The organism is Prauserella salsuginis, from assembly GCF_024648885.1.
In the GTDB taxonomy this organism is placed as follows: Bacteria; Actinomycetota; Actinomycetes; order Mycobacteriales; family Pseudonocardiaceae; genus Prauserella; species Prauserella salsuginis.
Map to the genome: position 1 here is coordinate 591,857 of NZ_JANBBF010000011.1, position 24,831 is coordinate 616,687.

At 68.1% G+C, this 24,831-nt stretch carries 28 protein-coding genes and 1 pseudogene; 24 read left to right on the forward strand and 5 right to left on the reverse strand.

All coding sequences use genetic code 11. From position 1 onward, the window contains the following. The first annotated feature begins 11 nt into the window (after window positions 1–11). The 14 genes from LY40_RS17720 to LY40_RS17785 all read left to right on the forward strand — a co-directional run bounded on the left by LY40_RS17720 (window position 12) and on the right by LY40_RS17785 (window position 8,316). Entirely contained in the window at window positions 12–1,463 is a 1,452-nt protein-coding gene (locus LY40_RS17720) for a phage portal protein (protein WP_258937462.1), read from the forward strand. Beyond that, entirely contained in the window at window positions 1,450–2,562 is a 1,113-nt protein-coding gene (locus tag LY40_RS17725) for a VG15 protein (RefSeq protein WP_183787572.1), read from the forward strand. Before LY40_RS17720 ends, LY40_RS17725 begins: the two co-directional genes overlap by 14 nt. Before the next feature lie 51 nt (window positions 2,563–2,613). Next, window positions 2,614–3,294, forward strand: a complete 681-nt coding sequence (locus LY40_RS17730) for a hypothetical protein (protein WP_183787571.1) — start codon at window positions 2,614–2,616, stop codon at window positions 3,292–3,294. Window positions 3,295–3,336: 42 nt separating this feature from the next. Beyond that, on the forward strand, window positions 3,337–4,308 hold the full coding sequence (locus LY40_RS17735) for an SU10 major capsid protein (RefSeq protein ID WP_183787570.1): 972 nt from the start codon (window positions 3,337–3,339) through the stop codon (window positions 4,306–4,308). Between the two features lie 2 nt (window positions 4,309–4,310). Next, complete coding sequence (locus LY40_RS17740; protein ID WP_183787569.1) at window positions 4,311–4,532, forward strand: hypothetical protein; 222 nt, start codon at window positions 4,311–4,313, stop codon at window positions 4,530–4,532. After that, on the forward strand, window positions 4,529–4,882 hold the full coding sequence (locus tag LY40_RS17745) for a hypothetical protein (protein ID WP_183787568.1): 354 nt from the start codon (window positions 4,529–4,531) through the stop codon (window positions 4,880–4,882). The genes LY40_RS17740 and LY40_RS17745 overlap by 4 nt, the downstream gene beginning before the upstream one ends. An 18-nt stretch (window positions 4,883–4,900) precedes the next feature. Then, entirely contained in the window at window positions 4,901–5,470 is a 570-nt protein-coding gene (locus tag LY40_RS17750; RefSeq protein WP_183787567.1) for a hypothetical protein, read from the forward strand. Then, window positions 5,467–5,871, forward strand: coding sequence for a DUF6093 family protein (locus tag LY40_RS17755; protein ID WP_183787566.1), 405 nt, complete (start codon window positions 5,467–5,469; stop codon window positions 5,869–5,871). Before LY40_RS17750 ends, LY40_RS17755 begins: the two co-directional genes overlap by 4 nt. Window positions 5,872–5,876: 5 nt before the next feature. Then, complete coding sequence (locus LY40_RS17760) at window positions 5,877–6,233, forward strand: hypothetical protein (RefSeq protein ID WP_183787565.1); 357 nt, start codon at window positions 5,877–5,879, stop codon at window positions 6,231–6,233. Then, window positions 6,234–6,641, forward strand: a complete 408-nt coding sequence (locus LY40_RS17765; RefSeq protein ID WP_183787564.1) for a hypothetical protein — start codon at window positions 6,234–6,236, stop codon at window positions 6,639–6,641. 12 nt (window positions 6,642–6,653) lie between these two features. Continuing rightward, window positions 6,654–6,821, forward strand: a complete 168-nt coding sequence (locus LY40_RS17770) for a hypothetical protein (RefSeq protein ID WP_183787563.1) — start codon at window positions 6,654–6,656, stop codon at window positions 6,819–6,821. A gap of 38 nt (window positions 6,822–6,859) precedes the next feature. Further along, window positions 6,860–7,348, forward strand: coding sequence for a phage tail tube protein (locus tag LY40_RS17775; protein WP_183787562.1), 489 nt, complete (start codon window positions 6,860–6,862; stop codon window positions 7,346–7,348). Window positions 7,349–7,435: 87 nt separating this feature from the next. Next, the gene (locus LY40_RS17780) at window positions 7,436–8,062 is read left to right on the forward strand and encodes a hypothetical protein (protein WP_183787561.1); all 627 of its coding nucleotides are present in this window, start codon (window positions 7,436–7,438) and stop codon (window positions 8,060–8,062) included. Window positions 8,063–8,070: 8 nt separating this feature from the next. Then, a complete protein-coding gene (locus LY40_RS17785; RefSeq protein ID WP_183787560.1) occupies window positions 8,071–8,316 on the forward strand; it encodes a hypothetical protein in 246 nt (81 codons plus the stop codon). On the opposite strand, the gene LY40_RS17790 is transcribed toward LY40_RS17785, so the two are convergent. Next, complete coding sequence (locus LY40_RS17790) at window positions 8,313–8,540, reverse strand: hypothetical protein (RefSeq protein WP_183787559.1); 228 nt, start codon at window positions 8,538–8,540, stop codon at window positions 8,313–8,315. The genes LY40_RS17785 and LY40_RS17790 overlap by 4 nt on opposite strands. A gap of 82 nt (window positions 8,541–8,622) precedes the next feature. Here LY40_RS17790 and LY40_RS17795 point away from each other — a divergent pair, with 82 nt between their 5' ends. The 9 genes from LY40_RS17795 (at window position 8,623) to LY40_RS17835 (ending at window position 20,620) form a co-directional block, all read left to right on the forward strand. Next, window positions 8,623–12,663 (forward strand): phage tail tape measure protein, encoded by a 4,041-nt coding sequence (locus LY40_RS17795; protein ID WP_258937463.1) that lies wholly within the window; start codon window positions 8,623–8,625, stop codon window positions 12,661–12,663. A 6-nt stretch (window positions 12,664–12,669) separates the two neighbouring features. Next, window positions 12,670–14,601 carry a DNRLRE domain-containing protein gene (locus LY40_RS17800; protein WP_258937464.1) on the forward strand — a complete coding sequence of 644 codons (1,932 nt, stop codon included), beginning with the start codon at window positions 12,670–12,672 and terminating at the stop codon, window positions 14,599–14,601. Then, window positions 14,598–15,860, forward strand: a complete 1,263-nt coding sequence (locus tag LY40_RS17805) for a hypothetical protein (protein WP_258937465.1) — start codon at window positions 14,598–14,600, stop codon at window positions 15,858–15,860. Before LY40_RS17800 ends, LY40_RS17805 begins: the two co-directional genes overlap by 4 nt. Next, window positions 15,857–17,215: a tail fiber domain-containing protein gene (locus tag LY40_RS17810; protein WP_258937466.1), complete on the forward strand. Its 1,359-nt coding sequence runs from the start codon at window positions 15,857–15,859 to the stop codon at window positions 17,213–17,215. The genes LY40_RS17805 and LY40_RS17810 overlap by 4 nt, the downstream gene beginning before the upstream one ends. Window positions 17,216–17,238: 23 nt before the next feature. Beyond that, the gene (locus LY40_RS17815) at window positions 17,239–18,006 is read left to right on the forward strand and encodes an SGNH/GDSL hydrolase family protein (protein WP_258937467.1); all 768 of its coding nucleotides are present in this window, start codon (window positions 17,239–17,241) and stop codon (window positions 18,004–18,006) included. After that, a complete protein-coding gene (locus LY40_RS17820) occupies window positions 18,006–18,344 on the forward strand; it encodes a guided entry of tail-anchored proteins factor 1 (protein WP_258937468.1) in 339 nt (112 codons plus the stop codon). Before LY40_RS17815 ends, LY40_RS17820 begins: the two co-directional genes overlap by 1 nt. 1 nt (window position 18,345) lies before the next feature. Further along, entirely contained in the window at window positions 18,346–19,116 is a 771-nt protein-coding gene (locus LY40_RS17825) for an N-acetylmuramoyl-L-alanine amidase (protein ID WP_258937469.1), read from the forward strand. Beyond that, window positions 19,109–19,420 (forward strand): hypothetical protein, encoded by a 312-nt coding sequence (locus LY40_RS17830; RefSeq protein WP_258937470.1) that lies wholly within the window; start codon window positions 19,109–19,111, stop codon window positions 19,418–19,420. Before LY40_RS17825 ends, LY40_RS17830 begins: the two co-directional genes overlap by 8 nt. 327 nt (window positions 19,421–19,747) lie before the next feature. After that, complete coding sequence (locus LY40_RS17835) at window positions 19,748–20,620, forward strand: DNA adenine methylase (protein ID WP_258937471.1); 873 nt, start codon at window positions 19,748–19,750, stop codon at window positions 20,618–20,620. Here the strand turns inward: LY40_RS17835 and LY40_RS17840 are convergent. Then, window positions 20,617–22,161: a hypothetical protein gene (locus tag LY40_RS17840; RefSeq protein WP_258937472.1), complete on the reverse strand. Its 1,545-nt coding sequence runs from the start codon at window positions 22,159–22,161 to the stop codon at window positions 20,617–20,619. The genes LY40_RS17835 and LY40_RS17840 overlap by 4 nt on opposite strands. A 620-nt stretch (window positions 22,162–22,781) precedes the next feature. Between LY40_RS17840 and LY40_RS17845 the strand changes: the two genes are divergently transcribed. Continuing rightward, window positions 22,782–23,144, forward strand: coding sequence for a hypothetical protein (locus tag LY40_RS17845; RefSeq protein WP_258937473.1), 363 nt, complete (start codon window positions 22,782–22,784; stop codon window positions 23,142–23,144). Window positions 23,145–23,302: 158 nt separating this feature from the next. Here LY40_RS17845 and LY40_RS17850 read toward each other — a convergent pair whose 3' ends face one another. From LY40_RS17850 to LY40_RS17860, 3 genes and pseudogenes are all read right to left on the reverse strand, one after another. Next, the gene (locus LY40_RS17850; protein ID WP_258937497.1) at window positions 23,303–23,833 is read right to left on the reverse strand and encodes a DUF3558 family protein; all 531 of its coding nucleotides are present in this window, start codon (window positions 23,831–23,833) and stop codon (window positions 23,303–23,305) included. Between the two features lie 84 nt (window positions 23,834–23,917). Next, entirely contained in the window at window positions 23,918–24,382 is a 465-nt protein-coding gene (locus LY40_RS17855) for a hypothetical protein (protein ID WP_258937474.1), read from the reverse strand. 47 nt (window positions 24,383–24,429) lie between these two features. Next, window positions 24,430–24,831: pseudogene (locus LY40_RS17860) on the reverse strand (hypothetical protein); the annotation flags it as partial.

Sequence of the window (24,831 nt, forward strand, 5' to 3'; positions counted from 1 at the left end):
GGGAGGTTCCCGTGGCGCTTCCCCAGTCCGATGAGGAATGGATCCACTACCTGTCGATCCAGCACGACGCCGAGATGCCCGAGCTGGAACGGCTGAACAGCCACTACGAGGGCACCCAGCCGTTGACGTACATGCACCCCGAGGTGCTGCGGGAGGTCGAAGACCGGATCCAGCCGGTCGTCATCGCCTGGCCGCAGCTCGTGGTGGATGCGCTCGAGGAACGGTTGGATGTCGAGGGGTTCCGGCTACCCGACGAGGAGCGGCAGGACGACGACCTGTGGCGGGTGTGGCAGGCCAACGAGATGGACGAGCAGTCCCAACTCGGGGCCGTCGATTCGCTGGTGATGCGCCGCTCGTACGTGTCGGTGGGCACGAACGAGGACGACCCGGACACACCGCTGCTGGCGGCCGAGTCGCCGCTCGAGATGTACGTCGACGTCGACCCGCGCACCCGGCGAGGTCGCGCGGCGCTGCGCCGGGTGACCGACGAGGACACCTACGCCCGCATCGGCGAGCGGCACGCCACGCTCGTACGCCCGGACTACACCGTCTGGTACGAGTACGGCAAACACGGGTGGAACGAGGTCGACCGCGACAACCACAGACTCGGCGAGCTGTCGGTGGTCTCGCTGGTGAACCGCGCCCGGCTGTCGTCTCCCCGGGCGCGCGGCAACGTGGCACAGCGTCAGGCGCGCAACGGCCAGTCCGAACTGGCGCCGATCATCCCGCTGTCGGACGCGGCGAACAAGATCGCCACCGACATGATGGTCGCCGCCGAAGGGGTGGCACTTCCGCTGCGCGGGTTCTTCAATGTGAACCCGGACGATCTGCAGGACGCCGAGGGCAACCAGCTCACTGCCGTGCAGGCGCTCCTGAAGAAGTTCCTCACCGTCCCGGACTCCGGCGAGGGCGCCCGGGAGTTCGAGTTCGCCGGGGCGAACCTGGGCGGGTTTCACGAGTCGATCGACGCGCTCGCGAAGCGCGTTGCCTCACTGGCGGGGCTGCCGCCGACGTATCTGGGGTTCACGACGTCCAACCCGGCCAGTGCGGACGCGATGCGGTCGGCCGAGTCGCGGCTGGTGAAACGGGCCGAGCGCAAGCAGCGCGCGTGGGGCGGTGCGTACGAACGCATGTGCCGCATCGTGCGCCGCCTGCAGACCGGCGAGTGGGACCCGCGGATGCGGCAGCTGGAAACGGTGTGGCGCGACGCGTCGACCCCGACCGTGGCGCAGAAGGCCGACGCCGCGGTGAAGATGTACACCACGAAGCCGGATCCGATCGTGCCCCTGCGGCAAACGCGCGAGACCATCGGCATGACGGCCGCGCAGATCCGCCGAGCCGAACGCGACGACGAGCGACGGCGACAGCAGGATCCGCTCGGCGCGATCGCCCGCGGCATGAGCGACGGCGGTGTCCCGGCCGGTGTTCCTGGCGGGCAGGACGGCGACGGTGACGACAGCTGAGGTCGCCCAGGACCACTACCGCGACCGGCAAGCCATCGCCGCGGCCGTCGCCGCGGAGGCCGCGGAGGCGTGGCGGGAGCTGAACCCGGGCGACCTGGACGCGTGGGACCTGCCAGCTGCGCAGCTCGCCGTCGTCCTGACCGGGGCGCAACAGCAGGCCGCGAGCGCCGCCGACGACTACGTCGACACAGCACTCTCAGAACAGGGAGCGGAACCGTCCCCGGCCGGGCGGGTCGACCCGCGCCGGTTCGCCGGTGTCGCCTCCGACGGCCGGCCGCTCGAGGGGCTACTGCGGTCACCGGTGGTGGCGACGAAGCTGGCCCTTGCCAGAGGCACCACGGTGCCGCGGGCACTGGCCACCGGGCAGGCCACATTGGACATGATGGTGCGCACCCAGGTCGCCGACGCTGGCCGCGCCGCGGACGGCGTGGCCGTGGCCGCCCGACCGAGCACCGGCTACGTGCGCATGCTGCAGGGCAAGTCGTGCTCGCGGTGCGCCATCCTCGCCGGCCGGTACTACCGGTGGTCGGCCGGATTCTGGCGGCACCCGCGGTGCGACTGCATCCACGTCCCCGCCCGCGGGGAACAGGCGGCCCGTTCAGAGGGACTCGTCAGTGACCCGAAGGAGTTCTTCAACTCGCTGTCACCGGCCGAGCAGGCCCAGCTGTTCACCAAAGCCGGCGCCCAGGCGATCCGAGACGGGGCCGACATGAACCAGGTCGTCAACGCCCGCCGCGGCGCGGCCGGGCTGAGCAAGCCCGGCGGAAGGTTGACGCGTGAGGAGCAGCGCATGCTGCGCGGTGGCCGCGACCGGGGCGAGCTGGCACGCACCGACGTGTTCGGCCAGCAGGTGTTCACCACGACCGAGGGCACCACGACGCGCGGCCTGGCCGGGCAGCGCATGCGCGAGCAGGGCGCCCGCACCACGCGCGAGTCCGGCGAAACCGTGACCCGCCGGGCCCGCGGCGGCGACGTGCAGCGCACCGTCAACCGACGCCGCGTACAGGCGCCGCGGCTGATGCCCGAGTCGATCTACGAACTCGCCGACAGCCGCGACGACGCGATCCGCCTGTTGAAGCGGTTCGGCTACATCATCTGACCTCCCGTGCGCGCGAGGCGCACGGGCTTTCACCTCTGCGATGGAGGACCCATGCACGAGCACCTTCCCGTCCACCCCCGCACCGGTCTCCGTGCCGTAGGCGTCGTCGTCGGCCGCCCGGTGTGGCCGGTCCTCGGCGGCAGCGAGCAGGCGGGAGACCCGCCTGCACCACCCGCGGCACCTGTGGACGGTGAGGCAGCGGCCCCGAGCAGCGCCGAGGCAGAGCCGAAGAGTTCCGACGCGGGCGACCCGCCGAAGGACTCCGACGACGAGGCGCTCGGCGACGCGGGGAAGAAGGCGCTGCGGGCCGAGCGTGAGGCACGGAAAGCGGCCGAACAGCAGATCGCCGACCGCGACGCGAAGTTGCGGGAGTACGAGGACGCCAAGCTCACCGAGCAGCAGCGCCTTGAGAAGGAACGAGACGATGCGCGGGAGGCTGCGAGTTCGACGGCGCGCGAGGCGGCGTTGTACAAGGCGGCCATCGACCACGGCCTCAACGCGGAGGACCTCGAGCTACTCGAGGGCGTGCCGGCCGAGCAGATCGAAGACCGCGCGAAGCGGCTTGCAGAAAGGCTCAACGCGCGCCCGGCCCCCACGCCGAAGCCGGACCCGTCGCAGGGCGGGCGCAGCGGCGCCGGTCTGAACCTGGACACCCAGATCCAGGAGGCGCAGCGCAGCGGCGACTTCCGCGAGGTCATCGCGCTGCAGAACCAGAAACTCGCCGAACAGTAACCCACGGGCACCGAGTGCCCAGATCGCAAGGAGTACGCCGATATGGCTTCCGTGACCGGATTGGGCACCACCTACGACCTGCCCAACTACACCGGCATCCTGCACCAGCTCACCCCCAGTGACACGCCGTTCTTCTCCGCGATCGGCGGGCTGACCGGCGGCGGCCAGACCACCTCGACCGAGTTCGAGTGGCAGACGTTCGACCTGCGCAGCGCGGGCCAGAACACCAAGGTCGAGGGCGCCGAGCCGGAAGACTCCGAGCGGACGCGCGCCAACGTCACGAACGTGGTGCAGATCCACCAGGAATCGGTGGGCGTGTCCTACTCGAAGCTGGCCGCGCCCGGCCAGAAGGCGGGCACGAACAACGAGGCGCAGAACCCGATCCGCAACGAGCTCGACTGGCAGGTCGAGCAGATGCTCAAGCAGATGGTGCGGGACGTCGAGTACAGCTCCCTGCGGGGCACCTACCAGAAGCCGGCCGACAACACCACGGCGCGGCAGACCCGCGGCCTGCTGCCCGCGATCACGACGAACGTCATCAACGTCGACTCCGATGGGGCCGGCGCTTCGGGCCCGCTGACCGACACCCTGCTGCTCGACCTCATGCAGTCGGTGTACGACAACGGCGGGCTCATGGAAGCCGAGACGGCGACGATCATCGTCAACTCGTTCCAGAAGCGGCAGCTGACGAAGATCTTCGTCGCCGACAAGGGCTACCAGGAGCAGAGCCGCAACGTCGGCGGTGTCAACGTCCAGACCATTGAGACCGACTTCGGCCGGGTCAACGTGATGCTGGACCGCCACATGCCGGCCGACCAGGTCGCGGTGGCCTCGCTCGACCAGTGCCGCCCCGTGTTCCTCGAGGTTCCGGGCAAGGGCCACTTCTTCGCCGAGCCGCTCGCCAAGACCGGCGCGAAGGACCGCACGCAGCTCTACGGCGAGGTCGGTCTCGAGTACGGCGCCGAGTCGGCCCACGGCAAGATCACCAACCTGTCCACGACGCCGCAGGCGTAGCCATGTGGCTCGAGGCTGGGATCGGAAGTTATACCGGCGAGCTCATCAACGTGTCGACGTTGTCTCGGTTGCGGGTCGTGGACTACCAGGGCTCCTGGCGCGTAGAAGGCTTTCTGCCGGGCGAAACGGACGCACTGTGGCTCGCGAACGGGTACGACTCGTTCGCGGCGGCGCGCGATGCGATGCATGCAATCGCGGCAGGACTCACCCCGGAGGATCCATGACATACATCGTGAAAGCGGGCTACGTCACCGCACAGACCAAGGTGGGCAAGGGCAGGGCCTACATCGACATCCCCCGCGGGGCACGTCTTCCCGACGACGTGTCCGCGGAGGAGATCGACTGGCTGCTGCGCTCCGGCCAGATCGCCGCCGACGACGGCCCGGCCGACGAGACCGCGGAGCCCGCCGGAGCGCCGGACGATGCCGACGATGGCGCGGACGAGGTGAGCCTCGAGGACACCGACAAGGACGGCCTCGTCGCGCTGGCCGAGTCCGAGGGCGTGGACATCGACAAGCGGTGGACCGCGGCACGCATCGCCGAGGCCATCCGCGACCACCGGAACAACAAGTAACGGAGGTGCGGAGGTTCGATGGCTGATCAACTCGCAACGGCCGAGGACCTCCGCACCCTCCTCGGCGAGGACGCAACCGGCCTCACCACAGCCGAGGCCGAGCTGCTGCTGCAGCTGGCCACCGGTGCCGTGCAGGCCGCGGCTGGGCAGTCCATCCTGCAGGCCACCGAGACCGTGGCGGTGATGGGCACGGTCGAGTCGTGGCTGTCACTGCCGAACCGCCCGGTGACCGACGTGTCGTCGGTGACCCTCGACGGCGCCGAGGTGTCGGACCACAAGCGGTTCGGCGACCGGCTGTGGCGCGCCCGCGGCTGGGCCGCCAGCGCCTATGAGCCCTCGACCGTCGAGGTGACCTACACCCACGGGTACCTGACCACCGACGCGGGCGCGCAGCTGGCACGGTCGGCGACGCTGATGGTGGCAGCGCAGATGTTCTCGAACCCGTCGAGCGCGGGCGGGTTCTCCATCGACGACTACCAGGAACAGGGCACGCCCAACTCCGACATGGCCGGCATGGTGCCGCAGCGTCTGCAGCAGGCGCTGCGACGCCAGTACGGGCCAGGCGCGCGCATGGTGAAGATCGGATGAGCCGGGCGCTACGGCTGGCCCGTCGCGGCCAGCGGAAGGCCGAGTCGCTCATGGCCGACCAGTGCACCATCCGGCCGAACACGGGCGAAACCACCGACCCGGACACCGGCAAACTCGTGCCCACCTACGGGCCGTCGGTCTACGAGGGCCGCTGCAAGATCCAGAACCAGCGGCTGCGGTATCCCAGCGAGCCAGTGGCGGGCGAGCACCAGTGGACGGTCGCGCCGACCGAGGTGCACATCCCCGTCCGCGGCACGGCCGATGTGGCGACCGGCCAGGTCGTGACCATCACCAGCTCGCACGACGACGACAACGTCGACCGCGAGTTCCGCATCCGGGTGGGCGACCGCAAGACCTACGGCACAGCTATCCGGCTCATCGTCGAAGAGATCACGGGGTGAGCGCCATGAACAACGACGTGCGCCGACTCGCCGCCGATCTGGATAAGAAGGCGGCCAGGGCCCTCCCCGCGGTGGCCGCGGTGGTGGCCAAGGGCGCGAACAACATCAAGAAGCAGATGCGGGACGAGGCCACCTCGCAAGGGTCGTACCAGCACTTCCACCGGACCATCGGCTACGACCTGCGCAAGGGCGGGCTCGAGGCCGAGATCGGTCCGGACAAGGACAAGATGCAGGGCCCGCTCGGAAACCTGTTGTATTTCGGCACGTCCCGCAGCGGCCCCGTGCTCGACATCGACTCGGCGCCGGATGCGGAGGAGCCGAACTTTCACCGGTTCCTCGAGCAGGTCACCGAGGAGTTGTAGGTGACTCACTACGACGAGGTCGCAGCCCTGCTGGACGCGACCGGATTCACCGTGCACAAAGGACACGTGCCGGACAGCCCCGAGTTGCCGTACGCGGTGCTGTGGTGGCCCGGAGTAGGCCGCCGTTCCCGCAACACACTGGCCGGATCCTCGGGCCGCTTGGACGTGTCGTTCCGCATCACCTCCATCGGACTCACCGACGTCGCGGTGCGGATCGTCGCCGAGGCGATGCAGAACGCCGTCCTCGACGCGTATCTCACCGTCGACGGGTGGGTCACTCACCAGATTCTGCACCGCGGCACAGACGTGCCGATCCAGGAAGACCGCGCCGTGACCGACACGGCGTCGGGCCGGCATCCGCTCTACACCGTCGACGCGTATCGGCTGGCTGCAGAGCGCGAACAGTAGGAGGACACCGCCATGCAGTGGGTAGAGCTCGAACACGACAAGACGAAGCGGCGCCACAAGTTCCCGAAGACCACGGGCGCGGTGGCGAGCGCGAAGCGGCGCGGCTGGTCCGAGCCGAAGAACACCGCCGACAAGGCCGCGGGCAAGGAAACCCCGGCGCCGACCACCGCCGCCAAGTAACCCCGCAACACCTGCGTCTCCTGGGAGGGTGACCGACATTGTCCGACATCATCACTGACGGCAAGACCAAGGTCTGGGAAGTCCCGGCCATCGCCGACGTCACCGCGCCGACGGTGACCGAGCTCGACGCCGGTCAACAGCTCGAGAACCGCATGACGCCGGACGGGCTGGCCGGGTTCGAGCCGGAAACGGCCGACGTGGACAACACCGCGCTCAGCTCCACGTTCGACACCAGGCTGCCCGGGCGCGCGTCGTGGTCGAACACGCAGCTGATCCTGAAGAAGCAGTCCGGCACCGACGAGGTGTACGACACGTTGGTGCGCGACTACGACACCCACATCGTCGTCCGCCGCGGCACGAACGCCAGCGACGCGTGGGCCGCCGACGACGAGGTCGAGGTGTACCCGGTTCGGTGCGGCCAGGTTAGCAACAACCCGCCCGAGGCTAACTCGGTGCAGCGCTACACCGTCCCGGTGAAGGTCACCGGCGACCCGGAGATCCGCGCCGTCGTCACCACGGCTGCCTGATCTGCCTATCTCCCCGCCGCCGGCTCCCCCGGCGGCCGGCGGCGGGGCCCTACCAACCACGTCGGGGAGAAGTCGGGAGTGTCGGGAATGGACATCGAAGAAGTGCGGCAGCGGATGCGGCAGGCCCAGCGGGCCGAAACGTCGGTGCCGATCTGTCTGCGCGGCGACCTCGTCGCCGAGTGGGAGGATCTGAACCGGCAGCTGCAGGAGCGGCAGAAGCAGCCGCGGGACTCGCTCGACGACGACGGCGGCATGCACCTGGCTGAACGGATGCAGGCCCTGTCCGACGAGATGCGCGACGCGACGGTGACGCTGCGGTTCCGCGCCATGCCGCGCCGAGACTGGTTCGCCAAGCTCGCCAAGCACCCACCGCGCGACGGCAACCAGTTCGACAAGGCCCTCGGTCTGAACCAGGACGCGTTCTTCGAGGACGTGATCCCCCGGTGCCTCGTGGAGCCAGAGCTCGACGCCGCCGAGCTCGCCGAGTTGCTCGACGTGCTGTCCGGCGCGCAGTACCAGGCCATCACGAACGCGGTATGGGGCATCAACGGCAGCGAGGTGAGCGTCCCTTTCTCGCCGATCGCCTCGCGCATGACAGCGTCCTCCGACGCGACGTCGAGGCAGCAACCCGAGCAGGCGTCTCCATCCGCCGGTGGAACGGGTGGGAACCGGAAGAAGTCACGCTCCACGAGTACGACGAAGAAGGCCGGCTGACCCGGTCGGTGACGACCTGCGAGTCGGAGTGGGACGAGGACTCGCGGGCCCACGTACTGGCCCTGCTGGCCGTGGAGGAGCAGACCTGCCGCTGCGGCGGCTACCTCCCGGAAACGTCCGACCCGGCCAACGAGGGCCGCTACACCGCGTCACCGCCGGTGCGGTGCTACCGGTGCGAAGTTCTCCATGCCCACATGCAGAGCTACGACAAGCCGGATCCCGCGTGGGTGGCGTGGCCAGTGGAAAAGCGTTAGCGGGCTCGCCACAGGTAGAAGCCGAGGCCTCCAGCGGTAAGGGCGCCGACGACCACGAGCCCGACAACTGTCGGCATCGCGACCAGCGCGGCGACGCCGAACGCGGCGATCAGGAGCGCTGGGATGAGACCCACCAGGTAGGAGCTGAGGCCCTTCGCTTGTTCGGTCCATCGGTTCAGCGTGCTCATCTGCCCTCCCAGGTCTGCTCTCGGATTGTCCGCCATGTCCGTAATTCTCGCCAGGGGGTGACACACAGTGGCTGACCGGTCGATTTCCGTCACTCTCAAGGCGAACATTGCCGGGTATATGGCGGCGCTGAAGACTGCAGGCCGTCAAACGAGGGACCTGAACGACCGGCTGGTCCAGAACCGGCAGGCCACAGAGGCTGTGGGCCGCGGGCTCGTCGGGTTCGGCACGGCCGTGGTGGGCGGCATGGCGCTGGCCACGAAGGCGGCGATCGACTGGGAGTCCGCGTGGGCTGGCGTCACCAAGACAGTCGACGGGTCCGAGTCGCAGATGGCTGCGCTCGAGGCCCGGCTGCGGGACATGGCTACCGAGCTGCCCGCTACGCACGAGGAGATCGCCTCCGTCGCGGAGGCGGCCGGGCAACTGGGCGTGCAGCGCGAGTCGGTCGCCGGGTTCACCCGCACCATGATCGACCTGGGCAACACCACGAACCTAACGGCTGAGGAAGCAGCCTCGGCCATGGCCCAGTTCGGCAACGTCATGGGCACGTCCCAGGACGACGTGGACCGGCTCGGCTCGGCGCTTGTCGCCCTGGGTAACAACTCGGCCACCACCGAGGCCGACATCCTCGAGATGTCGCAGCGTCTTGCCGGGGCGGGCAATCTCATCGGTGCGACTGAGTCAGACATCCTCGCCATGTCGGCCGCGCTGGCCTCGGTCGGCATCCGCGCGGAGGCCGGCGGCGGATCCATGTCGCGGGTAATGCAGCAGATCCACACTGCCGTGTCGGAGGGCGGCGAGGCTGTCCAGGGGTTCGCCGACGTGGCCGGCATGTCGGCCGACGAGTTCAGCAACCGCTGGTCAGACGACCCTGTCGAGGCGATCAACTCGTTCGTCCTCGGCCTCAACAATGTGGAGGCATCCGGCGGCAACGTCGTGGGCGTGCTGTCCGACCTCGGCATCCGCAGCACCGAGGACGTGCGCACCATCCTGGGCCTCAAGGGCGCCACCGACTTGTTGTCCGACTCGCTCGGCATCGCGGCCGAAGGGTGGGAAGAGAACACAGCCCTGTCGGAAGAGGCACAGCAGCGTTACGACACCGCAGCGTCGCAGATCCAGGTCGCATGGAACACGATCAAGGACGCTGCCATCGATGTTGGCGCGGCCATCATGCCGGTCGTGTCCAGCGTCGCAGGAACAGTCGGCGATCTGGCGCGTGCGTTCTCCTCGCTGCCCGACCCAGTGAAGGGAGCGCTCGGCGTTCTCGGCAGCGTGGCGGGCGTGGCATCACTGGCCGCAGGTGGGTTGATGCTGATGCTTCCTCGCATTCGTGACACCCGCGACGCCATCCGCGACCTTGGACTCACGGGCGACAGGGCCCAGGGGCGAGTACGCAGGCTCGGCCGCTCGATGCGCACAGCATCCGTGGCCGCCGCGGGGCTTGGTGCCGCAGCGGTCGGCATTGACGCCATCTTCGGAAGCCGGACGCTCGAACACAACCTGGAAGCACTCACGGTTGGCCTGGAGCGCTGGGCCACGCAGAGCAAACTTAGCGGCGAAGCGGCGCGTTTCCTGGGTGACAATGCCGAGGATCTGTCGTCCGATTTCGAACAGATCGGCTCGTGGGCGAACTTTGCTGCACGCCCGGCTCAGGCCCTCGGCGAGACTCTGTTCGGGTGGGCAGGTGTCACCAGCTCGATCGGTGACGCCGAGAAGCGTGTGCAGAGCCTCGGCCAGGCGCTCGCGCAGCTCGTCGAAGAAGGGGACGCAGACGTCGCGGCTGCCGCGTTCGAGCGCATCGCGAAGGTCGCCGGAGATGCCGGTGTTTCCACCGAGCGCGTGCGCGAACTGATGCCAGAGTATGCCGCGGCACTCGAAGTGGCGGGCGACGAGGCGAGTAACTCGGCTGGCAAGCAGGGCGAGTTCGCCGAGGGCGTGGGCGATGCCAAGTCGGAGACCGAGCAGGCCACCGACGCGCTGCAGGAGTACGCCGATCAGCAGCGGGCAATGGTCGACCCCGTCTTCGCGCTGCAGAACGCGCTACGGCGGCAGGAGGAGGCCCAGCAGGACCTGGACGAGTCGATCCGGACGCACGGTCCGAACTCGGAGCAGGCGCGCACGGCTCAGTGGGCCCTGGCCGAGGCGATCTCCGGTGTCGAGCAGGCCGCGCTGGACGGTGACATCTCGTTCGATGCCTTCAAGACGAAGCTGCAGCAGTGGGTCGAGCAGGGCAAGATCAACCAGGCGACGGCCGACACGCTCAAGGAGCGGGTGAAGACCCTCCGCGAGGAGGCCGAGGACTACCGCGGTCCGTATGACGCCACGTTCAATGCCAACACCGGGCAGGCGCGCGAGAAGATCCGCAGTCTGAACGAGCTGCTCGACATGTGGGACGGCAAGGAATCGACGGCGTACGCCAAGTTGATCCCACAGATGCTCGCGCCGGACTACCAGGGCAGCAACACCGGCCTGTACAACTTCAACTTCCCCGGCGGCGCGACCGGCGGCACGATCACGCGCTCAGGCATCAAGCGGTACGCCGGCGGCGGGACGATCGTCGGGCCGGGCACGGGCACCTCGGACAGCATCCCCGCGTTCGCCGAGGGTGGGCCGCTACTCGTGAGCAACGGCGAGTTCATCTCTACGGACGCGTCGCGGCGTCGCAACGAGGCTGCGTTGATCGCCGGGAACCGTGGGGCAACCCTGGTGCCCGTCGGCGGGGACGGGGCGAGCGCAGTCGGCGAGCGTGACGCGGCGCTGCAGGACATGCGCCAGACGTTGCAGACCGTCGCCGACAGCGAGGACGCGTGGAACACCGCGCTCAACGAGAACTCCGACGCGTTGGAACGTTCCGAGACCTTGGCGGGCAGCCTGGTCGACGTCGTCACCCGCACCGGCAACGTCGCGGGAGACAGCGACGCGGCCTACGGCCGGTTCTCGACACGGCTGACCCAGTGGGACGGCCAGGCGCGGCGCACTCAGGCGCGGGCCGACGCACTCGCCGGGCGGGTCGTGAATCTCCGGGGCGAGGCCGAGGACTACCAGGGCGGATACGACGCCACCCTGACGGCGAACACCCACCCGGCGCAGCGGGCCATCCGCGAGGGCGTCGGGGTGATGAACGACTACCTCGACCGGCTCAACAACACCACCGTCAAGATCGGCGCCCAGTTCGATTTCGGACAGTCGGGCGGCGGTGTCGGCTCGGTGAACGTCTCCTACGGCCTGGCCGACGGCGGCCCCGTCGTGGGCCCTGGCGGCCCGACGGACGACCAGGTGCCGCTATGGGGATCGAACGGCGAGTACATGATCCGGGCGGCGGCCGTGTCGAAGTACGGCCGCGGGTTCCTCGACATGGTCAACGCCGGCAAGTACCGCGACGGCGGCCTGATCGAGCCGCGGCGCCGCACGACCTACCGGCCGTCCGATACGTTCGGCTCGGCGCTTGAGGGCGGCGACATGCTCGGCGACCTGTTCGAGGCCACCGAGGACATCCTGGCGCGTGGCGCCTCCGAGTGGGCCTCGAGCCTCGTGTCGTCGGCGGGATCCGGCGGCGGGGCTGGTGTGGCGCGGTGGCGCAGCGTGGCGGCACGGGCGCTGGCCTATACCGGCTCGCCGATGTCGTGGCTGCCCTCGCTCATGCGGCGCATGAACCAGGAGTCCGGCGGCAACGCGGCGGCGTTCAACGACTGGGACATCAACGCCATCAACGGCGTCCCGTCGCAGGGGTTGATGCAGACCATCCCGCCGACGTTCTACGGCTACGCCGGTGAGCTCGCGCCGCGGGGGATCCTGGATCCGTTCGCGAACATCGTCGCGGCGATCCGCTACACCGTCGACCGGTACGGAAGCGGACCCGCCGGGTGGAACCGGCCCGGCGGCTACGACGAGGGAGGCATGGCCAGCGGCGTCGGCATGATGGCCAAGCGCACGATCGAGCCCGAACGCGTGCTGTCGCCGCGGCAGACCGCGTCGTTCGAGCAGCTGGTGCGCGTCCTCGACCGTGGCGGCGCCGGCGGCAGTGGCCGGGGCCCGCAGACGATGCGCATCGTCAGCGGCCGGCTGGCGATCGAACAGGACCGCCAGGGTGGCCTGGTCGCAATGATGCGCGACGTAGTGGCGCAAGAACTGTCCGACGAGCGTGCATTCCGCGGGAGGTGATGTTCTGTGCCGACGAACCTGACCCGCGCGAGCTACGACACGCTCGTCAACGAGGCGGAGCCGAACCGAAACTACGGGAGCTGGAACCGGATTACGGTCCTCGGCGGCCCGTCGGGCGAAGTGCGATATGCGTTCGTGTTCCTGCCGGGTACGCCTCCGGCGGGCGCGTCGGTGTCGCAGGCCACGGTGCGGCTTTGGCTGCACGGCTCGAACTGGGCGGGTGGGCCGCACACGATCACCGCTCGGCGGATCATCTACCCGTGGCGCGAGTCGCTGCTGACGTGGAACCGCACCGTGTCTGGGCAGGCCACGACGCAAAACGCGGCGTCGGTGTCGGTGACGGACGGGGTCGACGGGCAGCTGGTCGAGCTCGACGTGACGCAGATGATGGCCGACGTGGCCGGCGGCGCCGCGTGGCACGGCGTGCGAATCGAGGTCGACACCGCTGACGGCACCCCGCGGCGTGTGTACTCGTCGGAGGCCACGCCGACCCGGCGGCCGCAGCTCGAGGTGGCGTGGAACCGTGCGCCGTTGGCGCCGATCGACCTGTCACCGTCCGGTGGCCAATCCGTGTCGGTCGCCTCGCCGTGGCTGGCGTGGCACTTCCGTGACCGCGAGGGCGACGGTCAGGCCGAGTTTCAGGTGCAGCTGTCCACGACGTCCACCGTGGATTCCGGCGGGGCGTTCGGCACACCGGAGTTCGACAGCGGATGGACGGCCAGCACGGCCGAACGTCTCAACTTGTCCGACACCTCCTACGCCGGACTGGCCGATGGTGATGTGCGGTACTGGATCGTGCGCACCCGCGACGAGCACGGGGCGACATCTCCGTGGTCGGCGGTGCACGAGTTCCGCCGCGACACCAAGGGCGCGCTGGACGTGTCATCGCCGATCGATGGCGGCACGGTCGACCAGACCACCCCGCCGATCACCTCGACGATGACTGGACGGGACCAGGAGGCGCTCGCCTACCGGCTGTGGGAGCAGCGCGACGGGTACTGGCTGTCGGTGTGGTCCACCGGTCGGTTTCTCGCCGAAGCGGCCGACGGCGAGTCGTTCACGTTCGACCTGCCCGCCGGGCTCATCCGCCACTCCGGGAATTACATGCTGGACGTGTGGTCCTACGACACTGTCGACCGTGTGGCCACGCCGGGCGACCTGGTGCACGTGCCCGCATCGGTCGAGTTCACGTTCACCCGCTCGGCTACGCCCGAGCCGGTGACCGCCCTCGACGTCGTCGACGACGGCCCCGGCGTCCGGCTGACGTGGAACCGGGCCGCTGGATTGGCCGTCCCTGACTTCTTCGCCCTCGTCGTCGACGGCGTGCGCGTGTTCGACCGGCTCGACCCGCTCGAGCACTCGCTCGGCGGCGACCCGATCGAGTTCGAAATGGTGTACTACGGCGCCACCGCGAGCGTGGAGCACACGTTCGAGATCGAGGCCGTCGTCGAGGACACCGGCGCGTTGAAGCACTCCGACGGCAACGCCACCGCGACGCACACGCTGGACCTGACAAGCCCGGGCGGCGTGTGGCTCGTCGACGACGACAACCCGCCGGCGAAGCCCGGCGAACCGCCGAGGTTGATCCGGCTTACCGGCACCGAGCCACCGGATCTGCAGATCGGCGAGTCGTCGGGCAAGTTCCACCCCATCGGCCGCCGCGACACCGTGTACATCGTCGACGCGATCCGCGGCTACGAGGGCACCGTGTCCGGCACCGTCGCCGCCGACGACCCCGGTGGCGAGGGGTTCATCGAAACCGTGGCGTGGATGAAACGCGAAGCCAACGTCGGCCGCCCCTGGCGACTGATCTTCGGCGACATCAACGTGCCGGTGCAGGTCCACGAGGTCAGCGACACGCACGCCGACACGTACCAGCGGCGACACCCCGTGTCGATCGACGTGTCCCAGCTCGCCGAGTTCGAGGAGAGCCAGTGATCCCGCTCGGCCTGTCCGCCGACGACCAGGCAGCCTACGAACGCACCCTTGCCTCGTCGCACCGGATCCGCAAGACCGTGCGGGTGCACGACCGCGACGAGCGGGTGATCCACGAGTTCCAGGGAGCCATCCTGTCGGGGTCGGTGCATGTCGACATGTCGGGCACCACATCTCAGTTGGGTTTCGCCGCCGGTGACGGAAACTCGAGTGGCCGTCCGGTTCGGACGCTCGAGCTGACGGTGCTATTGCCGCGCAAGGACCAGGCCTGGAACCCGTCGACGCCGGGCGAGGCCGCGTTCGCCGACAACTTCATCTCGGTCGAGTACGGCGTGTGGGTCGAGGACCTCGCCGCCGGCCCCGGGTGGGTGGACGTGCCGATCTTCTGGGGCCCGATCACCGGCATCGACCAGGACGGCGACCAGATCACCATCCGCGGCTCCGGCAAGGAGGTCCTCGGCATGGACCCGGTGCTGCTGTGGAAGACCATCAACGTTTACCCGGGACAGTCGCGGGTCGGGGCGATCCGGTGGATCCTGGCCAACATCGGCGAGAAGCGGTTCGACCTGCCCGCGTTCACGTCGAAGATGCGGAACCGGTGGTCACTGGACCGCCGCGCCGAGCCGTGGGTGATGGCCTCGTCCATCGCCCGGTACGGCAACTGGCAACTGTTCTACGACGGGCGCGGACGCGCGCGGCTACGCGAGTACCCGCGGAACGTCATGTGGACGTGGCGCTCGGGCGAGGGCGGCACGCTGCTCACCAAACCGAAAATCAGCTACGACCTGTCGGCGATGCGCAACGTGGTCGAGGTCGTCGGCTCGCCCCCGTCCGGCTCCACACGGCAGATTCGCACGGAGTCGCGGCCCCCGTCGTGGCACCCGCTGTCGCCATGGTCGCTGCGCCGCAACGGCGAGCGGCGCAACGTGGTGCACGTCGAGGACAACGCCGACGTCAACAACCGCGCCGAAGCGCGCGCGCTCGGTGACCGACTACTCGACCAGCACATCACCGCAGGCGTGCAGATCGAATTCGACTCGCTGGTGATTCCGCACCTCGAAGAGGGCGACCGGGTGGCGGTCAAGGTCGGCCCGACCTACGCCTCCGGGCCGCAGCGAGTCCTCGAGGGGCAGACGTTCGAGTTCAGCCTGCTGCAGTTCACGATCCCGCTCTCCTCCGACGAGCCCATGTCGATCGGTCTCAACCGGCGCGTCTCGTGGCGCCGCCGCGGCGAGACCCCGTTCTACAGGTGGACACGATGACGACCCGTACCGGACGCATCGACACCGTGTGGCTGGACTACCACGGCGTAAATCTCACCGCCGACGCACCAGCCGGATCGACGGTCCTGACCGTCGAGCACGTCGCCGACTTCGACGAGGCCGGCGGCGACCTGCTCCACGTCCCCACCGGTGAGGTGTACGCCTACGACACCGTCGACACCACAGGCGCCGACGACACGATCATCCTCACCGACCCGCTGCCGACCGGTGTGGGCTTTGCCGAGGGCGACGCGATCCGCATCTGGCCGCTGGTGACCGACGCCTACGCGCACATACAGCTCGAGGACGACGCCGACAACGAGCCGATCGTCGCGCGCATCCAGCACCCGCTCCGCGGTCAGGTCGCCGAAGGCAGCCGCCAGGACCTCGAGCGGGAGATGGCGTTCGTCGAGTTCACCGGCCGCGAGTGGGTCGTGCGAGACGTGGTCGGCCGTGACGACGCGGTGTGGTTCGGCGAGCTGCGCACCGACCACGAGGGCAACAAGCGCATCGTGATCAACAAGCGCGGCGAATCGTCGCCGGTTGAGATCCGCCTGTACCCCTACGACGGCGACGACGACGCGTGGTCCACCCTCGGCGTCAACACCGACGTCAACACCGGCAACGTCGGCGTGTTCCTCTACCCATCGACCCGCCGCGCCGACGGCGGATACGCCGGGCTCTCCGCGACCGAGGACGTGGCGCAGCTGCTGCACGTCCAGCCCGACGCCACCCCGGGCGTTCGAACCACGATCGCGGCCTCCGAGGACACGTTCGGCATGCGCAGCGGCTACGGCCGCATGACCATCGACGGACAGATCCCGAACGTCGACGGCACCAACCTGCGGCGGATCACCATCGAGCACCTCGACTCGGCCGGCGCAGCGGTCCCAAACGCCACGCTGTGGCTCCGCCGCGAACACGGTGTGAACAACTCGCCGTGGATCGCCGCGCCTGAGCGCAACTCCGGCATCTTGTTCGGCGCCGACCGGGTGTACATCACCGGTGGCGATCAGGCCCTGTCGTCCTCATCGCACGGGCCGCTGACGTGCTCATCACTGACCCAGTCGTCGAGCCGCGAGGACAAGACCAACGTCAACGAGCTGACGTTCGACCCCGTGGCCGCCGTTTCTGACGCCACGGCCTACACCTGGAACTACCGCTCCGAAGCCGACGACGCGGCGTTCGTCCACGTCGGACCGATGGCCGAGGACCTGCCGTCCCAGGTGCTGCAGCACGACGGCGACGGCAAACCGCTCGTCGATCTTGGGTCGCTCGTGGGTGTGCTGTGGGCCGCGGTGCAGCAGCTGTCCGGCGAAGTCGCCGACCTGAAATCCCAACTCGGCCAACCGTAGAACTGACTCTGGAGATCCCCAACGTGAGTAGACCACTCGCGGCGATGGCGGCTGCCCTCATGACGTCGACGCTGCTCATTTCGCCCACCGCCACAGCACAGTCCAGCACCAGCACCTGGTGCGCGAGCCAAGACCGGATCGCCGTGCTCGGCGCGAGCTCCGAAACCGGCTACGGCACCACCGGCTATGACCCGACGGTCGCGGACGAGTACGACGCGACCCGCTACGGCTGGGTCGCGAGGGTAGCGCGCAACGCGTCGGCGGAATGGGACACGGCCACCGACGTGTACGCGCACAACGGCGCCACGATCGCTGATTTCCTTCCCGACGAGCCGAACCCCGGCGGAAGGCACTGGCCCACCACCCACAACGCGATCGACAACGTGGAGGCCACGCAGCCCGATCTGATCCTCATCGGCGGCGCCGGCGCGAACGAGTACGTGTCCAACGTCGCCCCCGCCACGTACGAGGCCCACCTGCGCGACCTGGTGCAGCAGCTCCGCGACGCCCGGTCGGGCGTGGACATCATTCTGATCACTCACCCCGATATCCAGTGGCCGGACGCCGAGCGGCCGTGGCAGGACTACGCCGCGATCACCGACCAGGTCGCTCGCGACACCGGCTCCGGATTGGTGGACATGCGGCAGTACATCGACTCGCCGAGCACGACCGGCGCCGCGGGTGTCTGGTACAGCGACGACGCGCATCTCGCCGACGCCGGGCAGGCGTCCCAGTCGTCGACGATGTGGACGCTGCTGTGGAGCGCGGTCGGCGGCTGCGGGACGACGTAATGACCCGGCCCGGCGACACCGCGACCGACGTGGCCCTGCGCAACATGGGCCACGAGCTATCGACTCTGCGAGCAAGCATGCACGACGAGCTGGCCGCGATGCGCACCGACATTGCAACCCTGGCACAGGAGTTGCGGGCGCACACGGCGGACCAGGGACCACGGCTCGCGGTCCTCGAGCACCGGGCCGACCAGGCCGAGCGCGCCATCGCCGATCTGGAGTCCAAACGCGACACAGCCCGCATCGAGACGCGCCGGCTGGTGGGCACCTCGGTCACGGCCGTCATCGTCGCCCTACTCGGCTGGGTGCCACCCATCATCACCTGGATCGGAGGCTGACATGGCCAAACCCCCATCCCCGCCCTATGTTCCCGCGAAACACACCGGCGGCAAGCAGACCCGGCTCGACCGGATCGTGCTGCACTCCACGGTGTCCGACACCAAACGAGGCGGAGCCCGCGCCATCGCGCGCTACTTCCAGAACCCGACGTACGTGTCGAGCGCGCACTACGTGGTCGACCCCGGCGAGGTCATCCAGACAGTGTGGGACCACACCATCGCCTGGCACGACGGCACGAACGTCAACAGCATCGGCGTGGAGATGTGCGACCGGCCGCGCCGGGTGCCCGGCAGGTGGCAGGGACGGCAGCACAAGCAGATGCTCGACCGCACTGCCGACCTCGTGCGGCAGCTGTGCCTCGCCTACGACATCCCGATGCGCAAGCTCACCCCGGCACAGATCCGCGCTGGCGAGAAGGGCATCTGCGGGCACGCGGACATGCGCGACGCGTTCCCCGGCTCGACGTCGCACTGGGACCCCGGCCACTTCCCGTGGCGCCGATTCATCCGCCTGGTCAACCGAAACGGAGCAACCACCATGAGCAAGGGCAACGCACTCCGAGCGATCCGCGAGTACTGGAACAGCGAGTGGCACAAGATCAAGACCGTGAATGGGCAGGTGTCGTTGCGCGATTCGATCTTGCGCACCCGCGAGCTCGCGTGGGAGAGCTGGCAGAACCTCGGCGGCCGGATGCGCGAGCAGTCCGCGCAGCTCGACCGCATCGAGAAGAAGCTCGACCAGCTCAACACGAAGAGGGCGGGCGATGAGTGACCGTCTGACCTCGTGGGTGCGCACCGTCGTGCCAGCCCTGTGGGCCGCGCTCATCGCGTGGCTCGCCGGCCTCGGCCTGCCCGAGCAGTTCGCCGACACGCTCGGCGGGCTCGCCGACGAGCTCGTTGTCCCCGCGGCGCTCGCCGGGGTGTACGCGCTCGTTCGCTGGGCCGAACCGCGGCTGCCGAGGTGGCTCGCCCGGATACTGCTCGGGTCGAGCAGGCCGCCCGCGTACCGACGGCTACGTGCGCTGTCTCATGAGGTTGGTGGCACGGCGTCGTCCAGTGCGAGCTGGCGCGGGTAGTCGTCCGACACCTCGATCTGCGCGGCCGCGTTGAGCGCGAAACCATCTCCTAGGGCCTTGACCTGCATATTGTAACGTATATGATCGTTACATGTCGAGTTTGAGGACGTTGTCAGACGAAGAGCTGCGCGACCGGATTAGGGGCCTGCGTGGGGAGCAGCTTCGGCGCGCAGGGAAGTCGCACGAATGCGAGGTTTGCGACCGCGAGTTCCATGCACGGTCGGGGGCCAGGTACTGCTCCGGTCGGTGTCGGGTTGCGGCCTTCCGGGTACGGACCGGCGCAGCTGAGGCTGCGCCGGCAGGTGGTGCGTGATGTCATCCGCCACCATGACCGCGCCCTTGACGATCACCCCTGCCGGACGGACAGCGGCCGTCAGCCCATTGCGCTACCCGGGTGGCAAAGCGGTGCTGGCCAGCTTCTTCGGAGACGTGATCGAACGACTCGGCATCTCGTCGCCGAAGTACGTCGAGCCGTACGCCGGGGGCGCAGGGGCGGGCGTGGTGCTGCTGCGTCAGGACCGCATCGACGAGCTCGTGATCAACGACATCGACCCCGCGGTGCACTCATTCTGGGCCTCACTCGTCGCCAACCCAGACGCATTGGCAGGGCTGATCGTGGACACGCCGTTGAACGTGGACGAGTGGCGCAGGCAGAAGGCGGTGTACCGCGCTGCCGATGAGTCCGACCCGCTTACGTTGGGGTTCGCGTTCTTCTACCTCAACCGCACCAATCGGTCCGGCATCCTCAACGCCGGGCCGATCGGCGGCGTGAAGCAGACGGGGAACTACAAGATCGACGCCAGATATCCCGCCGACAAGCTCGCCGAGAGAGTGTCCGAGATCGGGGCGCTGGCGTCGAGGATCACCGTGCTCAACCGGGACGGCATGGCCGTCGTCCGCAGCTACGCCAACGATCCGTCCGCGTTCACCTACGTGGACCCGCCGTACGTGGACGCAGGTGGGAGCCTGTACCTCAACGCGTTCGACCACCGCGACCACGCCGATCTAGCTAAGACCTTGGACGCGGCGGCCGACGGCAACTGGATCCTGACCTACGACCCGTCCGACTTCGTCCGCCGCCTCTACACCGCGCACGACGTGCGCGAATACCAGCTCAGCTACAGCGCCCACCGCGCAGGCAAAGCCAAGGAACTGCTCGTCGCCTCACGTCCCGTGCGCCGCCTGCTGGCGACCGCCTAACTCGACCCAGTCTGTCCGCCCGATTCCACGCCGACGATCTCGACAAGAATCGGCTTGAGCCGGTCCCACGCTGCATGCACTTCCTTCGCCGCCACGAACTGGTCCGGCTCGTGATTGGACGTGTTCAGCGAATCCGCCGTCCCAGCAAGCTGGTCAGCGTTCATCCGACCCGTACGCTTGATCGCGCTGATGTGCGAGGTCATCTTCTGGTCCTTTTGGAACTCCTTGGACAGAGCCTCGACACACTCCTTGAGCATGCGCGGCGTCGACTGACCGTTGGTCCGGAAGTAGTCCTTGATCGCGCACTCCAGCACTGTTCGAAGAAGATCATGCGTCGCGTTGGGGAAGTCGCGAACATCGAGTCGACCCAGCTCCTCAAAACGCCGCCGCAGCCCAGCTGATGTCCCGGAGTACACGAAGCCGTCCATATCCAGCCTTGACTTCGTGTCACCACGGTTCGGGCCGCGCGACTTTGGCTCAGCGTCGTCCTTCGGTTTCTCGGTAGAGCTCTGATCGCCGGTGTGTCCGCCCTTGTCGCCCGAACTGGTCCCGTTTGTGGCGTGGTCTTTGTCTTCTGAGCCTCCCGCGCCGGGCTCGCCAGAATCGTCGTCCCCTTGGGGCTGCCGGGGATGCACGCGCTGCTCGCCAGCGACGATCCGCCGTAGCTCCTCCGCCAACTCGTCGTGCTCGGGGAACTTTGCGATCAACTCCCGCGAGCGCGTGTTGAGCGTCTTGTCCTTGAGCCTCCCCAACAAGTACAGCAAGCCACGGCGTTGACCGTCGTCGATCTCCTTGCTGACCAGGAGGCCGTCCTTCTGGAAGGCCAGACCCAGCGCGTCATGGATCTTCTTCGGTGTGTAGGCGTACTCGAAGGTCGTCATCTTGAGTTCGCTGTTCATGACGAAGTCGCGCAGCTCGGGATCGTCATACCGCAAACCGCGGATGACCTCCCGCATCTCTCCCATCCTGATCTTCTTCGGGATCTGCGCGGCCTCCGCCGGATACCTCACGCGCAGATCGTCGACCGTCACCTCATCCGATAGCTGCGCGTGATAGAAGATCGCCTGCTGTTCCCTGATCCACGCCTTCTTCGACTGACCGGTGTGCAAACGAGCCAGCAACGGCTGAGCGTCCTCCTCGGAAGGCGCAAGCATCACACGAATGCTCGTCGGCGCGCCGTGACCCGGGTACCGGGAGATTAACCGCCTGACCGACCCAGCGCCGCCATGAGCGAGCAAACTGGGTTCCTGGATGACCTTCAGCGCGGTAACACGACGGTTCCCCTCCAACACCACGAGACCACGGGCATCACGGACGACCACCGGAATCTCGTTGTCGAGATAGCCGTCGCGCAGGATACCGCGCACCAGGTCCATCAGTTGCTCGGCTTCGAGCATGTACTTCGCGATCGCCGCGTCGGCGTCGGCGTGCTCAGCCTCCGTCAGTCCGTCGCCCCGGCCTTCTCGGACGCGCACGTTGCGCGGATCCAACACCAGATCGCTCAGCGACGCTTCCTCGATCGGCCAGCGCGTCATCGCCATCCCTATTCCGCCCCTCAGTCGGATCACTGCTCGCGTCACGTTACGGCCGAAGCGCTGGTCAGCGCAGCGTCCGTTCGTCGGCGGTGGACCGGTTAGCCGGTGCCACCAACCTCATGAGATAGCACAGCTACGCCAGTCAAAGGGAGGTGCCCACGTTCGCGCTGTAGCAGCGAGAGTGGGCAGAACTTCTTCTTTGGCTCCTCCGGAGGAGGATCCTGCTGTGGGTACGGCTGGCCCTGCTGTCCGTATGGCGGCTGGCCCGAGTTTGATGGGTCAGGATGCGTCACGAATTCGCCCCTCGGTTTACGTCGTTCTGGTCAGTGACATCTCTGCTGGTGTCGCTACCGGTGTGCAGCGGGTTAGCCAACGTGTCCGACCCGTTACGCGTTAAATGTCCGGTAGTGACACCCGCGGCTGTGTCGCTCCCGGGGGCTTGTCAGGCGCTCCACTGGCCGTCACCTGCTTGGCTGAACCCTGAAGCGCATCCGCACCGCGGCGGCATCGGCGGCGTCCGAGGCCACATGGTGCGTATCTATCCACTGTCCGCCGTCGACCCGACCGCGGACGAGCAGGTGACATCACATTGCCCAGACGGAAGAACATGTGTTCGACTCGATGACATGACGCGAGAGCAGGCAGCGGAGCGGGACCGGGACGCGCGACGGTGGATTGCCCAGCGGGCCGACGAGTGGCGGGCGATCGCACGGGCGGTGCCGTTCTGGGAGATCGACCGGAGCGGTGACGAGATCGTGGTGCGCGAACGCGGCGGCCAGCCAATGGCCACCCTGCACGGCGGTTGGGCATCGGCCATGGCCGACTTTTTGCAGACCATGAACACAGTCTCCGGCACTGCGCTCGCCGAGCTACTGTGGCGCATCGGCGGACACGGCGGCAGTCACGACATTCGTACCGAGGCGGAGCGACTGATCAAGTACATGCGGCTCGACGAGGTGCGGCGCGAGCGTCACGAATCGGACCAGTAGAGTGATCACCTCGCGCGCCCCGTGCCGAGTACAGTGACCACCGGGACAGCGGCGCGGAGCTTGGCATCCAGCGGACCAGTTCAGGACCGGCATCCCACGTGACGGGCGATCGCCGCACGTATGGCGTCAGTAGGCCCCCGTGCTACCTCGCTACGCGCTCAGTCCTGCGGCAACCTCGGCTCGACGATCGCAGCCACTTCATCGGCGATGGTGCAACTCTTCTCGGTGCCTTCGGTTGCAACGACCGTGACGTCGACACGTGATGTAGCGGAAACGCCGATGGCAATGGTGCAAGGGCCGGTGCTGGGAATCCGCGCATACTCACGTCCGTCAGCTTCCGCACGCTCGATCCCGTTGCCCCTGTCGACTGCATCGTCAAGGCCTTGTTGGTCGCGCATCGCTACCGTGATCACCCTGTTCGGGTCGGTCGTCGGGCTATCTGTGTCCTTATCGAAGGTGCAGGCGCGTGCGCTTCCTACGTTCTCCGGAGACCCCTGCGGAAAGGTTCCGTACTTCGCCAGTTCTTCGGAGCTCAGAACTGAACACGGATCGATCTCGGTCAACGGCGTAGCCCCTGGCTCAGTTGCACTAGAGTTGCCTGGCGACTCCGACGCCTCCGCTGGGGTAGTACTTCCGTCTGGCATCGGTAAAGGTTCGCCACCTTCACCCGACGAACAACCGGCCGCCATGACGGAGAAGACGCCAACAACAGCCGCGGCGGCTACGCGAGCCTTCACCAATGTTCCGGAGCCTCCCAGGCAATACTCAGCGGACTAGACGTCGCGCAGCTTAGCGGCTTCTTCCGCCTCCGCGTACTGACCAGAGGCACGGTACAGCGCCTCGTTCAGGGCGCTCAAGGTGGCCTTGAGCGCCTGCAACTGTGGAATGACGCCCTGGTCGCCGTCGGCCGAGGCTCGGACGTGCTGTGCGACCTGCTTGGCGTATGGGCCGCTGCCGAGCTTTGGTTCTTGCGCCAGAAGCTCGAAGGTCGTCTGCTTCCGTTCGATCTCATCGATCATGTCGTCGCAGACTTTGGTCATCTGCTTGACGCCTTCGGGGTCGGTGCGGAAGCCGCCCGACTTTGCGGCGTTGACCATCTGCTCGGCGCCGGTCTTCATGTTCTCGACGCCGACAAGGAAGCCGCCTACTTGTTTGCCGACCCCTGCGCCGATCTGTGCACCAGCAGTGCCGCCGTCTTGTCCTCCGCCAACCGGGTTATCGCCGAAAGCGCCGGTCATGTCTGCTTCCCCTCGTCGATCGATCCGTAAGCGTGTGCAGGTAGTGACTATTCGCCGATGACGGGTGGTGCGGTGCGGGCGTCGGTGCCGAAGAGGCTTTCGGGATCGGCTTCGACCAGCCACGAAGGACGCTGGTGTTCCTCTTCGTCGCCGCCCTGCTGGCCCTTGCCAGCACCTGCGCCGCCCATCATTCCCGAACCACCCCGGGCTCCCGAACCTCCGGCCGCGGCGGCGGCACCCGGCGCGGCGCCCGCACCGCCCATACCCTTCGCGGCACCCGAGGCAGCTCCCGCACCAGCGGCACCGCCTGCGCCCGCCGCACCCGCTGCTCCCTTGGCCGCTCCGGCCGCGGAGCCACCACCGGTCGGGCCGAACCCGGCCGAGGCGGCGCGGCCGCCGAGCTTGCTGTTGTACGGCGTCGAACCACCGGCCTGGCCACCGCCCATCGG

What these genes read in the sequence shown, in the direction of transcription:
- LY40_RS17730 (WP_183787571.1), top strand. Translation starts at nt 2,614, where the DNA reads ATGCACGAGCACCTTCCCGTCCACCCCCGCACCGGTCTCCGTGCCGTA.
- LY40_RS17735 (WP_183787570.1), top strand. Translation starts at nt 3,337, where the DNA reads ATGGCTTCCGTGACCGGATTGGGCACCACCTACGACCTGCCCAACTAC.
- LY40_RS17740 (WP_183787569.1), top strand. Translation starts at nt 4,311, where the DNA reads ATGTGGCTCGAGGCTGGGATCGGAAGTTATACCGGCGAGCTCATCAAC.
- LY40_RS17745 (WP_183787568.1), top strand. Translation starts at nt 4,529, where the DNA reads ATGACATACATCGTGAAAGCGGGCTACGTCACCGCACAGACCAAGGTG.
- LY40_RS17750 (WP_183787567.1), top strand. Translation starts at nt 4,901, where the DNA reads ATGGCTGATCAACTCGCAACGGCCGAGGACCTCCGCACCCTCCTCGGC.
- LY40_RS17755 (WP_183787566.1), top strand. Translation starts at nt 5,467, where the DNA reads ATGAGCCGGGCGCTACGGCTGGCCCGTCGCGGCCAGCGGAAGGCCGAG.
- LY40_RS17760 (WP_183787565.1), top strand. Translation starts at nt 5,877, where the DNA reads ATGAACAACGACGTGCGCCGACTCGCCGCCGATCTGGATAAGAAGGCG.
- LY40_RS17770 (WP_183787563.1), top strand. Translation starts at nt 6,654, where the DNA reads ATGCAGTGGGTAGAGCTCGAACACGACAAGACGAAGCGGCGCCACAAG.
- LY40_RS17780 (WP_183787561.1), top strand. Translation starts at nt 7,436, where the DNA reads ATGGACATCGAAGAAGTGCGGCAGCGGATGCGGCAGGCCCAGCGGGCC.
- LY40_RS17790 (WP_183787559.1), bottom strand. Translation starts at nt 8,540, where the DNA reads ATGGCGGACAATCCGAGAGCAGACCTGGGAGGGCAGATGAGCACGCTG.
- LY40_RS17795 (WP_258937463.1), top strand. Translation starts at nt 8,623, where the DNA reads ATGGCGGCGCTGAAGACTGCAGGCCGTCAAACGAGGGACCTGAACGAC.
- LY40_RS17810 (WP_258937466.1), top strand. Translation starts at nt 15,857, where the DNA reads ATGACGACCCGTACCGGACGCATCGACACCGTGTGGCTGGACTACCAC.
- LY40_RS17820 (WP_258937468.1), top strand. Translation starts at nt 18,006, where the DNA reads ATGACCCGGCCCGGCGACACCGCGACCGACGTGGCCCTGCGCAACATG.
- LY40_RS17825 (WP_258937469.1), top strand. Translation starts at nt 18,346, where the DNA reads ATGGCCAAACCCCCATCCCCGCCCTATGTTCCCGCGAAACACACCGGC.
- LY40_RS17830 (WP_258937470.1), top strand. Translation starts at nt 19,109, where the DNA reads ATGAGTGACCGTCTGACCTCGTGGGTGCGCACCGTCGTGCCAGCCCTG.
- LY40_RS17835 (WP_258937471.1), top strand. Translation starts at nt 19,748, where the DNA reads ATGACCGCGCCCTTGACGATCACCCCTGCCGGACGGACAGCGGCCGTC.
- LY40_RS17840 (WP_258937472.1), bottom strand. Translation starts at nt 22,161, where the DNA reads ATGGCGATGACGCGCTGGCCGATCGAGGAAGCGTCGCTGAGCGATCTG.
- LY40_RS17845 (WP_258937473.1), top strand. Translation starts at nt 22,782, where the DNA reads ATGACGCGAGAGCAGGCAGCGGAGCGGGACCGGGACGCGCGACGGTGG.
- LY40_RS17850 (WP_258937497.1), bottom strand. Translation starts at nt 23,833, where the DNA reads ATGGCGGCCGGTTGTTCGTCGGGTGAAGGTGGCGAACCTTTACCGATG.
- LY40_RS17855 (WP_258937474.1), bottom strand. Translation starts at nt 24,382, where the DNA reads ATGACCGGCGCTTTCGGCGATAACCCGGTTGGCGGAGGACAAGACGGC.